This window comes from Flavobacterium sp. IB48, assembly GCF_016405855.1.
Taxonomy (GTDB): Bacteria; Bacteroidota; Bacteroidia; order Flavobacteriales; family Flavobacteriaceae; genus Flavobacterium; species Flavobacterium ginsengisoli.
This window is the reverse complement of record NZ_JAEFCA010000004.1, coordinates 133,231-144,877: the sequence shown is the minus strand read 5'-3', so window position 1 is coordinate 144,877 and position 11,647 is coordinate 133,231. Positions and strand designations below refer to the sequence as shown.

The window sequence follows — 11,647 nt, the reverse complement described above, 5'->3', positions numbered from 1 at the left end:
AATTTATTTAAATGTCATGGGTAAAATAGGCGGATTTAAAGAATATAACAGAGCCGATGAAAGTAATTTAGCAGTAGCAGAACGTGTTTCGAACTACAACGAATTTACTATTCCGGTACCAAAAGATAAATTAAAAGAACAAGGATCAAGATGTATGGACTGTGGAATTCCTTTTTGCCACAGTGGTTGTCCGTTAGGAAATTTAATTCCTGACTTCAACGACATGGTGCATCAGGAAGAATGGCAGAGCGCGTTAGAGATTTTACAATCGACTAACAACTTCCCTGAATTTACAGGTCGTTTATGCCCTGCTCCATGTGAGAAATCATGTGTATTAGGAATCATCAAAGATCCGGTTTCTATCGAAAACATCGAAAAAAGCATTGTAGAAAGAGGTTTCGCCGAAGGATGGATCAAACCACAAGCACCAAAAACAAGAACTGGAAAAACAGTTGCCGTTATTGGTTCTGGGCCTGCTGGTCTTGCAGCTGCTCAGCAATTAAACAGAGCTGGTCATACGGTTACAGTTTTTGAAAGAGACAACGCAATTGGAGGTTTATTACGTTACGGAATTCCAAATTTCAAATTAGAAAAAGGAATTATCGACCGTCGTGTAGCTATTCTAGAAGCAGAAGGAATCACTTTCAAAACTAATGTAAATGTTGGTGTTAACTTCAGTGTTGAAGAATTAAACCAATTCGATTCTATCGTTTTATGCGGAGGAGCAACTGAAAGAAGAAGCCTTCCAACTAAAGGAATCGAAAGCAAAGGTGTTGTTCAGGCAATGGATTTCTTGACACAGCAAACTAAAGTTTTATACGGAGAATCTATTCCAGATCAGGTAAAAGCTACTGGAAAAGATGTAATCGTTATTGGTGGTGGAGATACGGGTTCTGACTGTATTGGAACTTCAAACAGACACGGAGCTAAATCGGTAACTAACTTTGAGATTTTACCAAAACCTCCAGTTGGAAGAAGCGAGTCAACTCCTTGGCCTTTCTGGCCGTTGCAGCTTAAAACATCTTCTTCACACGAAGAAGGATGTGACAGAAACTGGTTGATCAACACTAAAGAATTCATTTCTAACGATAAAGGCGAATTAACTGGATTAAAAACAGTTGAAGTGCAATGGAAAATGACTCCAGGTCAGCGTCCTGAATTAATCGAAAAAGAAGGTTCTGAGAAAATCTGGCCTTGCGATTTAGCTTTATTGGCTCTTGGCTTTACAGGTCCAGAGAAAACATTAAGCGAGCAATTAGGAATCGAAACTGATATGAGAAGCAATTACAAAGCGCATAACTATCAGACAAACGTTCCTCACATTTTCACTGCTGGTGATATGAGAAGAGGACAATCATTAATCGTGTGGGCTATTTCAGAAGGTCGCGAAGCAGCAAGAGAAGTAGATTTATTCCTTATGGGATCTACAAACTTGCCTACTAAAGGAAAAGGAGATTTACCGAGTTTATAATTTTTAAGTTTCTGAGATACTAAGATGCTAAGGTTCTAAGATACTAAGTTTTTTTTCCTTGCATTTTATTAATCTTTTCCGATAAACAACATAACTACTAACAAACCCTTGAATTTATATTCAGGGGTTTTGTTTTTTTTTAGCCACAGATTATTTTTTTGCCACGAATTCACGAATTTCTCTAATTTCTATTTTTTTAATTTCTCTTAATTCGTGAAATTCATAGCAAAACAATTTCAACAGCATTTTAGAATTAGTCAAATTCGTGAATTTGTGGCTAAAAAAAACTTAGTACCTTAGCAACTTAGAACCTTAGCATCTTAAAAAAAGGTTATAAAATTCCAAAAACAGCAACTTTTTGTTTAAAATAAAACAATTTGTTATAATTTGTTATTTTTCTACAAATTATTTGCTGATAGATAAAAGTGTAATAACTTTGCCCAAAATGATTTAAAAATGCAAGCAAAAGATTTACTGCAGTTAGCAGACCAATTTGGAAGTCCATTGTATGTTTACGATGCTGAAAAAATCCAATCTCAGTACAACAGATTAACTAAAGCTTTCTCTAAGGTAGAAAACTTAAGAGTTAATTACGCCATGAAGGCATTGTCAAACGTTGCGATTCTACAGTTATTAAAGAACATGGGGTCTGGTTTAGACACTGTATCAATTCAGGAAGTTTTATTAGGACTTCATGCTGGCTATGAACCCGAAAGAATTTTCTTTACACCAAACGGCGTTTCTCTAGAAGAAATCGAAGAAGTTGCCGCAATGGGTGTACAAATCAATATCGACAATTTATCTATTTTAGAGCAATTCGGAACAAAACATCCACATATTCCGGTATGTATTCGTATCAATCCACATGTAATGGCGGGCGGAAACGCTAACATTTCTGTTGGACATATCGATAGTAAATTCGGAATTTCTGTTCACCAGATTCCGCATATCTTGCGAATTGTTGAAAACACAAAAATGAGCATTGTCGGAATTCACATGCACACAGGATCTGATATTTTAGATATCGAAGTATTCTTGTATGCTGCTGAAATCTTATTTGATACCGCTAAACATTTCAAAGATTTACAATTCTTAGATTTCGGAAGCGGATTCAAAGTTCCTTACAAAAAAGACGATATCGAAACAGACATCGAAGAATTAGGTAAAAAATTATCAAAAAGATTCAATGCTTTCTGTACTGAATACGGCAGAGATTTAACTTTGATTTTCGAACCAGGAAAATTTCTTGTATCTGAAGCAGGTCATTTCTTAGTAAAAGTAAACGTAGTAAAACAAACAACTTCAACAGTTTTTGCAGGAATCGATAGTGGTTTCAACCACTTAATTCGTCCAATGTTTTACGGATCTTCACACCATATTGAAAACATCTCGAACCCGAAAGGAAAAGAGCGTTTTTACTCTGTTGTAGGATACATTTGCGAAACCGATACTTTTGCAAACAACCGCAGAATTGCTGAAATCACAGAAGGTGACATTTTAGAGTTCAGAAATGCAGGAGCATACTGTTTCTCAATGTCTTCAAACTACAACTCAAGATACAAACCAGCCGAAGTTCTTTGGATGAACGGTCAAGGAATCTTGATTCGCCAAGCTGAAACATTTGAAGATTTACTTAAAAATCAAATTCCGTTGCCACAAGAAATTGCAGCTACGGTTTAACAATAGAAAAAAAAAGAATATCATTTTAATCCCGTTTCTTAATTGAGGCGGGATTTTTTTATTTCAGATTTTTGAGTTTAGATTTTAGATTATTTTGCAACGTCTTGTCAGGCTGAGCGAAGTCGAAGCCCACGCAAAGTAATCACAATATTTGTCATTTCGACGTAAGGAGAAATCTTCGCAAGTAGCTCTACAAAAAAAGTCAAAACACACATAACGAAACCACCAAGTTTGTCATTTCGACGTAAGGAGAAATCTTCGCAAGAAACTCCACCAAGCATATAAAAACCTATCACAAAAAAGAAAGAAAAATCTTAAATAATTATTTATCTTTAGCCGAAAAAAAAATGCATCAACAAGAAGGCTATCACACATACTACACATACATTCTTACAAACAAATACAAAACCGTTTTCTACACAGGAGTCACAAATAATTTAAAAATTCGCTTAAGTCAGCACAAAGAAAACAATACAACTGGGAACAAAACCTTTACCGCAAAATACAATACTACTTATTTGTTGTTCTACGAAAAATTCACTTGGATTCAAGAAGCAATTGCTCGTGAAAAAGAAATAAAAGACTGGCGAAGAGAGAAGAAAATTGAATTAATAAAAACCATTAATCCTGATTTGGATTTTCTAAATTATTTATTTGAATAATGTTTCCAATCTTTGCGGAGCTACTTGCGAAGATTTCTCCTTCGTCGAAATGACAATATTGTGGATAATTAATACTTAATCTCAGTGTTTAATTTCCAATCTTTGCGGAGCTACTTGTGAAGATTTCTCCTTACGTCGAAATGACAAGATTGTGGATAATCGTAACTTAAAAACTAAAACTTTAAACAACAATTCACCTCAGAAAAATCATATATTTACTCTTCAATAAAATCAAAAATTTTAAATACCTTTGAAATTATGAGCACGACATCAAAACCAAAACATATCGGCAGAAACATAAGCCGAATCAGAGAGCTTAAAGGTATGAAGCAGGAAGCGCTTGCAATTGCAATTGGTTTAAGCCAGCAAACTGTTTCTAACATTGAGGCAAGTGAAACTGTTGATGAAGATAAACTTGTTGAAATTGCAAAAGCTTTAGGCGTAACTAAAGAGGTGATTGAAAATTTTTCTGAAGAATCAGTTTTTAATTTCTTTAATAACTTTTATGACAATAGTGCAAATAACGGAGCACAAGGAAGTGGAAACACTAACAATTCTTGCACTTTCAATCCACTTGATAAAGTTGTAGAACTTTACGAACGTTTGGTTCAGGCTGAAAAAGACAAAGTGGAATATTTAGAAAAATTACTAAAAGGAAAATAATTCCTTAGAAATATAAATTTTACAAAAGCACAGAGATTTACTTTGTGCTTTTTTTAAGCCCAGAAACAAAATGTCATATCTTCTTCTTGCCCTTTTTATTGTCTTATTAAATTGCTCTATTTTTTATTTTCTAAAACCTGAAAATGGATTAAAAAAAATACTTTTGTACGCATTAGTTTATTTTGTAATTGCAATAGTTTTTACCAAAATTTATACTTTACTAAACATCGAAGGAATGCCAAATGGTTTTGCCTTTTTTATCCTTTTAATGTTTAGCTGGTCAATCGTATTAATGCATTTTTTAAAAACTTTAAATAACAGAAGAGTAAATATTGCAAAACAATTACAGATAGAAAACAATAAACTTATTAATTCTTCTGCTTATCTCACACTTATTACGGTCTCTATAACTGCCTTTCAATTGTATTTAATTTTATCAAAAACGATTAATGTTTTTAGAAATTAGCTAGAATTGCAAAATCAAATTCACTAAATAAAAAAACAACTCTTGGACATTAAAAAAATTTATCGAAGATTCTTTTATATCAACACAAGATCAATAAACAGTTGGCAGGCCACCACTTCGATTTCAATACACGAATCATTATTAATATTTTTAATTTCACTAATTATTAAGAAAATTTTTCTACCTAATTTAAAAATTAGTGAGCCATTTGTTTTTATCGCTTTTCTTGCTCTCTCTTTTGTTTTTAAATATTTTAATGATCGATTTTTTGATAAAAAAAATGAAGAATATACAACTGAATGGCTACAAGAAACCAAAAGAAGCAGAATGTTATATAGAATTAGTAATGTTGCATTTCAAATATTTCTTTTTTCTACATGTATTCTCATTTTAATGTATTTAGACAACAAATTATAACATTATAAAAATCAAAATTTTAAGCCCCAAAATCAATGAAACCTACAATTCTACTATCAACACTATTCCTACTATTCACAACAAATTCATTCAGCCAAACCTTAGCTGATTTAAAACTAAAACCAAAAGAAATTCCAAAAGGCTATACACCAAACGACGGTAATATTTGTGTGTCACCTCAGGCTTGTAATTTTTATACCGATATTGAAACCTACAGCAATATTGTTGGAACTGTAAAAAGTAAAGCCATTCAAAGTTTTAAAAACAAAGGTGACAAAGGCTCTATTATGTATTTTGAATTTGACCACGTTTTTAAAGGCGATCGTTTTCTGCAAGGTTTATTGTGGGGAAAAGCTGGCGAACCAACAGACGAACATCCGGAAGAATATGTTGTAAAAGGAAAATTTCTAATCATTTGGAGTTTGAAGGCAGATAGTCCGCTAAAAGAAAAATCGGAAACCAAAATAGAAACGCTTTTGCCATAAAATCCTAATCAGAGCTATTTTACGTTTTTCAAAACATTCAAAATAAATTAAACATGAAAAAAATACTTATTATCCTTATATCTCTTTTAGCGATAAGCTGCAGCAATGACGATAAAACTCCTCAAACCGATAAGACTTCTATAAGTCTTGTAACAGGAGTTGATTTTAGACAAACTACAGACGATATGGGATTAAAACTCGGTAACCCAAATACTTTTGTAAAAAACAAATTTTTAATTTTCCCAAATCCTGCACGTAACAACAACAATCTTTACATTTCAGCACAAGAAAACATTACAGCAATATGGTTAGTTCCTGCAACTCCCGAAAAAATTTATCAAAGTGTTGATTTCAGCACTATTTTAAACAGCAGCTTATATAGCGAACAATCTATTATATCAAGTTCTAAACTTTCTTTAAACGAATTGTCTACAAGTAACCCTAAACTTGATATAAAAACCCTTACTACAGGATATTATAAAATTTTCGTTAAAATTGGAGGTGTTATTTATTGGGATAATTTATATGTATACACTGACGCAGAAGATAATGAAGAGCATTTTAACACAGTAAAGAATTTTTGGAAATAGGTCTAAAATTATCTTAACGACATTTTAAGACATTAAATAGTATCTTCGTATCTAAAAAAATTATCATATTAAATAATACAAAATGAAACCACAAGTACGAATCCTAATTTATTCTATTCTTTTCTTTTTATACCTTACTTCTACGCATTTTTTTCTTGAATTAAATGAGAAATTTAAAGGTGATGGTTTTGTAACTTTAGGAGTTGGCTTTGGTATTCTGAATCTTATTTATGCTTTTACAGCCCTAAAATGGAAACCTTTGCTTAATGTACTTTGCGCTGTCGGAATCGCGGCTTTGGCTATGTTTTTGGCCTTACAGTTTACCAATTTGCATCTGCTTGTCAATTACGATCCGTATCAGGTTAAAACGGCCATTTTTGCTAATGCTGTTTTCTCAATTATCTTTTGGGAAATTGTGTATCAGGTGAAGATTAGGAAAAAATGAAAAATATAATTCTAGCTCATGTTCTAGTTTGCATTTTTATATTTACAATGCTAGCGGTGACTAATCCTTTTTTGGTTTTTTTATTCTTCTTTATGACCTTGATAATATATATCTACTCAGGATTTATTACTATAATAAAGGACAATAAAAAAATAAAATACTGTATTCTTGGCTTAATTGGTATAATCTTTTTTATTGCTTCTCTTATTATTAGTCCAAATCAGCTTCCAAATAAGAACATAGAATCAAGTTATGTCTGGACTGGTATGCAATTATATTTATTTCCTTTTGAATGGCCCCTTTTTACAATATTCCCTAACTTTTTAAAATACCCTTCTTTTATAGAAAGAACTGGATTCTATTTAATCGAAATTATTATAATTGGAATATTGCCACTCTTAGGAGCTCTTTTAAGAGAAAGACTTCAATCTTCAAAAATTCGATAGCAGTTTTAATATTAAAACAATTCGCTCTTTTTGAATCTCTAAATTAAAAATGAACTGAAAGACTGCTTAACTACAATAAAAAGCAATCTATTTTCGTACGTAATTTTTTATATTAGCATTTTAAAATTTATCTAAGCCTAATATGAAAATTAGAACTCTACTCCTTTTGTCTGTACTTACTATTTCTTGTAAAAAAGAAGCAAAAACAGAAACTTCTAAAATTGCTCCAAAAGATTCTTTGAAGGTAACTGAAAAGAAAGAACTAGAAACACAAAAAGCAGATACGATTGTGCTATCTACAAAACATAAAACCAACAAAATCTTATGTGATCTTGACGGAGATAATTTAGATGAAACTGTAGAAATTTTTAGAAGTACAAAAAACCAAAAAAGCGGTCTTAAAATCACTTACGGAAACGGAAAAAGAACTGATTATTTAGGTTTTGGAAATGATATTTTAAATCAAGGTTTTGACGAAATTGATTGGATTGGAATATTTGAAAAAGCGCCCAAAAATGAGGTTTATTTTGAAAATGTAAATGAAGACGGAGAAATCATTGGCGAAGAACAAGTTGCAGAAGAAGACAAAATAAAACTTCCAAACGACGGAATCTTTATTCACGCCGAAGAAAGTTGCGGAGGCGGCGTTATTTATCTTAAAAATGGAAAATACGAATGGATTCAGCAAGAATAAATTAATCGTAATTTAACTTCTAAACTATTTTGAATATGAAAAGTACAACCGAAATTGCCAATCGTTTTAGAGAAGTCATTTTAAACGGAACTTGGATTGCAAACACCAATTTTAAAGATCAGCTAGAAAATCTGGATTGGAAAATTGCAGTTAGTCCAATAAAGAACTTAAATACAATTGCAGTTCTGGCTCAGCATATTCATTATTACATTAAGGGACTTAATGAGGTTTTTAAAGGTGGAACTTTGGATATAAAAGACAAATTTAGTTTTGATTTTCCGCCAATTCATTCGCAAGAACAATGGAATGTTTTTTTAAATAGATTCTGGAATGATGCCGAAGAATTTGCTTCACTAATAGAACAAATGCCCGATAAAAAACTCAATGATGTTTTTGTAGATGCCAAATACGGAACTTATAAAAGAAATATCGAAGCTATGATTGAACATAGCTATTATCATTTAGGACAGATCGTCTTAATAAAAAAACAAATAACAAACTAAAAATCAAACAGTAGCATAATAATGAAAAGCTATATTTTAATACTAACAAGTCTTTTTTGTTTAGCAAGTTGCAAAGATTCTAATAAAATAGAAAGAGAAGGCGAACCAACAATTTACAACGTAGAAAGTGAAGATCCGGAAATGAATGCTGCAATTTTGGAAGCAAATGAAACTCTAGATGAATTCAATAAAGGATTGTCTAATTTTAATGCCGATAGCCATTCTTTAAAAGTTAAGTTTTCTAATTCAAAAGGCATAGAACATATGTGGATTGGGGAAATTAAGTATATCGACGGAAATTATTCTGGAATTTTAAACAGTGATCCCGAATACATTACAGAATATAAAGCAGGCGACAAAATCAATATTGAAACTTCTAAAATTAGTGACTGGATGTATCTTATAAACGGCAAACTATATGGAGGCTACACCATTCGTGTTTTAAGAGACCGAATGAGTGAAGAAGAACGAAAAGTATTTGACGAAGAAAGCGGTATGCTGATAGATTAATTTTTCTTTAAATAAAAAAACAACTCAACTATTAAATTGTATAAATGCATTTCATGAAAAAAATTACAATCCTATTATTAGCTATCGTTCTTTTTTCAAGTTGTAAATCAGATAAAAAAGAGGAAATTACAACTTCTACGTCAACTGAGAAATCAACAGAAGAACCTTTTGTTTTAACTGTTGAAAAAATCGATTCAACTCAATTTCCTAAATCAATAAAATATGAAGGTCATATTAAAAATGCTGTTCGTTGGAAAGATAAATCAGGAGATAATATTGTAATTACTACTGAAACAGGTTACCACATCAATAAAAAGTTTGTACACGAAACAGATGGCTCTGATGCCGAATTATTTGCCTACCATTATATTATTTCAGGAAATCAAGCTAAGCAAACTTGGCGAGTTTACGATTTCATTTCAGATTGTCCTGTCGATCTTGTTGCTTCGTTTATTAAAGACACTTTTCAAGTTACAGATTTGAACAACAACGGAATTGCAGAAGTCTGGCTTATGTATAAAACCGTTTGTCACGGAGATGTAAGTCCGTCTGAGATGAAAATTATTATGTACGAAGGAAACACAAAATATGCAATGCGCGGCGAGAATAAGGTTCAAATAGGAGTTGCAGATAATGGCGAAAAGCAATTTGAAGGTGGCGAATTCAAGTTTGATGAAAACTTTAAAAAAGGTCAAAAAGTCTTTAAGGAGTTTGCTCAGAAATTATGGAATGATAACTTAATCGAAACATGGGAAGATTAAAATAATTAAACTTAACGTTAGTTTTTTATTCTTGAAATAGAAAATACTTAAATTTATTCATCAATTCTAAAAAACTAAAAATGAGTAAATTATTTTTTTGCATCGCATTTTTACTTGCATTATCTACATCTGCCCAAACTTCTAAAGAACTTATTGGAAAATGGCAATTGGTAAAATGGACTAAAAACGGAAAAGAAAAAAATATTCAAGAGCGTTTTAAAACAGATCAGGTTTTTCAGGTTTTTAAAGAAAATGGCGATTTTGAAAGCGTTATCGGAGACGAATTGCACAAAGCCAAATGGAAATTATCTAATGACAATTCGCACTTGACTATTATTTCTGTTATCCTGCCGGTTGAGTTTACTATAAACTCTTTTGACAGTCAAAAACGTGTTATAACCAATACGCAAGTTGGTACTTTTGAGTATAAAAAGGTAAGCGAATAAATTAGCATTTATTTTCTTATTCCTTATAAAGATCAAAACATCTAATCTAATCCCGATGGAAGAGATAGCATGCATCGGGACAGATGTTTATTTTGAAAACAGCATTTCTGCTCCTTAAATAAATTAGAAAAAGGCATAGTTGTTGAAAGTTAAATAAAATATATTTGCAACTTCAAAAAACACACTATGCAAAAAATTACTTTTCTAGTTTCTATATTGTTTTTAGCCCTTTCTTCTTGTGGGGTAAAAACAACACAATCAATGCTTAGCGATGGAAATTACGACGGTGCAATTGATCGCGCTGTTGAGGCGCTTCGCACCAAAAAAGATTCTAAAGGAAAACAAGATTATGTTTATTTGCTTGAGGAAGCTTTTGCAAAAGCCAAAGATCGCGATTTGCGTAATTTGGAAATGCTTAATAAAGAAAATAATCCTGCAAATGCCGAGCGTATCTACAACACTTATATACAGCTCAATAATCGTCAGGAAAAAATCAGGCCGATTTTGCCTTTGCCTTTATTGAAATTGGGACGAAATGCAAATTTTCCGTTTGATAATTATTCAAATGAGATTGTAAACAGTAAAAATGCACTTTCTAAATATTTATATGAAAACGCTTCTACGCTTTTGAAATCGAATAATAAATTAGATTTTAGAAAAGCATACGACGATTTTGCTTATTTGGAAAGCATTAATCCTGGCTACAAAAACACTAAAAAACTAATGGACGACGCTCAGTTTAAAGGAACTGATTTTGTAGATGTTTACGCTAAAAATGAAACCAATATGGTAATCCCGAAAATGCTTCAAGACGATTTGTTAGATTTTAAAACTTACGGATTGAATGATAAATGGACGGTTTATCATAGCGCAAGACAAAAAAATGTATCGTACGATTATAGCTTGATTCTTAGTTTCAGACAGATTGCAATTTCTCCAGAACAAATCAAAGAGAAAGAGTTTGTGAAAGAAAGACAAGTTAAAGATGGCGTAAAAACACTTTTAGACAGCCGCGGAAGACCAGTAAAAGATAGTTTAGGTAAAGAAATTAAAGTGGATAATTATAAAACACTTCGCGCAACAGTTTATGAATTCAGACAGTTTAAATCTTGTCTGGTAACGGCAAAAGTAGATTATGTAGACTTAAAAAGCAATCAGCTGGTTCAGACTTTCCCAATAAGCAGCGAATATGTTTTCGAAAATATTTACTCGACTTATAAAGGAAATAGAGGTGCTTGTGAAGATAATTATCTATCGTATTTTGACAAACGTGCCGTTCCGTTTCCGAATAACGAACAAATGGTTTATGATACAGGTGAAGACCTGAAAGCCAAGCTAAAAGACATCATTGTAAAGAATAAAATTAGACGATAATTATATAACATGATTATAAAGAAAAAGACGCATT

14 protein-coding genes and 1 pseudogene are annotated in these 11,647 nt (G+C 31.9%); all 15 read left to right on the top strand.

The genetic code is table 11. From position 1 onward, the window contains the following. The first annotated feature begins 16 nt into the window (after nt 1-16). Nucleotides 17-1,471 (top strand): glutamate synthase subunit beta, encoded by a 1,455-nt coding sequence (locus JC605_RS14105; protein WP_012024227.1) that lies wholly within the window; start codon nt 17-19, stop codon nt 1,469-1,471. Nucleotides 1,472-1,924: 453 nt separating this feature from the next. Next, nucleotides 1,925-3,151: pseudogene (lysA, locus tag JC605_RS14100) on the top strand (diaminopimelate decarboxylase); the annotation flags it as partial. A 347-nt stretch (nt 3,152-3,498) separates the two neighbouring features. Further along, a complete protein-coding gene (locus JC605_RS14095) occupies nt 3,499-3,813 on the top strand; it encodes a GIY-YIG nuclease family protein (protein ID WP_198856807.1) in 315 nt (104 codons plus the stop codon). Nucleotides 3,814-4,071: 258 nt separating this feature from the next. Next, on the top strand, nt 4,072-4,476 hold the full coding sequence (locus JC605_RS14090) for a helix-turn-helix domain-containing protein (protein WP_008462113.1): 405 nt from the start codon (nt 4,072-4,074) through the stop codon (nt 4,474-4,476). Between the two features lie 163 nt (nt 4,477-4,639). Then, complete coding sequence (locus tag JC605_RS14085) at nt 4,640-4,942, top strand: hypothetical protein (RefSeq protein WP_198856806.1); 303 nt, start codon at nt 4,640-4,642, stop codon at nt 4,940-4,942. A 452-nt stretch (nt 4,943-5,394) separates the two neighbouring features. Further along, nucleotides 5,395-5,844, top strand: coding sequence for a hypothetical protein (locus tag JC605_RS14080; RefSeq protein ID WP_198856805.1), 450 nt, complete (start codon nt 5,395-5,397; stop codon nt 5,842-5,844). Between the two features lie 53 nt (nt 5,845-5,897). Further along, nucleotides 5,898-6,434 carry a hypothetical protein gene (locus JC605_RS14075; protein ID WP_198856804.1) on the top strand — a complete coding sequence of 179 codons (537 nt, stop codon included), beginning with the start codon at nt 5,898-5,900 and terminating at the stop codon, nt 6,432-6,434. A gap of 82 nt (nt 6,435-6,516) precedes the next feature. Beyond that, nucleotides 6,517-6,879, top strand: a complete 363-nt coding sequence (locus JC605_RS14070) for a hypothetical protein (protein WP_198856803.1) — start codon at nt 6,517-6,519, stop codon at nt 6,877-6,879. Then, on the top strand, nt 6,876-7,325 hold the full coding sequence (locus JC605_RS23740) for a hypothetical protein (RefSeq protein ID WP_233074113.1): 450 nt from the start codon (nt 6,876-6,878) through the stop codon (nt 7,323-7,325). Before JC605_RS14070 ends, JC605_RS23740 begins: the two co-directional genes overlap by 4 nt. A gap of 142 nt (nt 7,326-7,467) precedes the next feature. After that, nucleotides 7,468-8,019, top strand: coding sequence for a hypothetical protein (locus JC605_RS14065; protein ID WP_198856802.1), 552 nt, complete (start codon nt 7,468-7,470; stop codon nt 8,017-8,019). A gap of 35 nt (nt 8,020-8,054) precedes the next feature. After that, entirely contained in the window at nt 8,055-8,522 is a 468-nt protein-coding gene (locus JC605_RS14060) for a DUF1572 domain-containing protein (protein ID WP_198856801.1), read from the top strand. A 21-nt stretch (nt 8,523-8,543) separates the two neighbouring features. Beyond that, nucleotides 8,544-9,032, top strand: coding sequence for a YegJ family protein (locus JC605_RS14055; protein WP_198856800.1), 489 nt, complete (start codon nt 8,544-8,546; stop codon nt 9,030-9,032). A gap of 53 nt (nt 9,033-9,085) precedes the next feature. Continuing rightward, entirely contained in the window at nt 9,086-9,793 is a 708-nt protein-coding gene (locus JC605_RS14050) for a M949_RS01915 family surface polysaccharide biosynthesis protein (protein WP_198856799.1), read from the top strand. 80 nt (nt 9,794-9,873) lie between these two features. Continuing rightward, nucleotides 9,874-10,239, top strand: a complete 366-nt coding sequence (locus JC605_RS14045) for a hypothetical protein (protein ID WP_198856798.1) — start codon at nt 9,874-9,876, stop codon at nt 10,237-10,239. Between the two features lie 186 nt (nt 10,240-10,425). Then, a complete protein-coding gene (locus tag JC605_RS14040) occupies nt 10,426-11,613 on the top strand; it encodes a hypothetical protein (protein ID WP_198856797.1) in 1,188 nt (395 codons plus the stop codon). Nucleotides 11,614-11,647 lie beyond the last annotated feature (34 nt).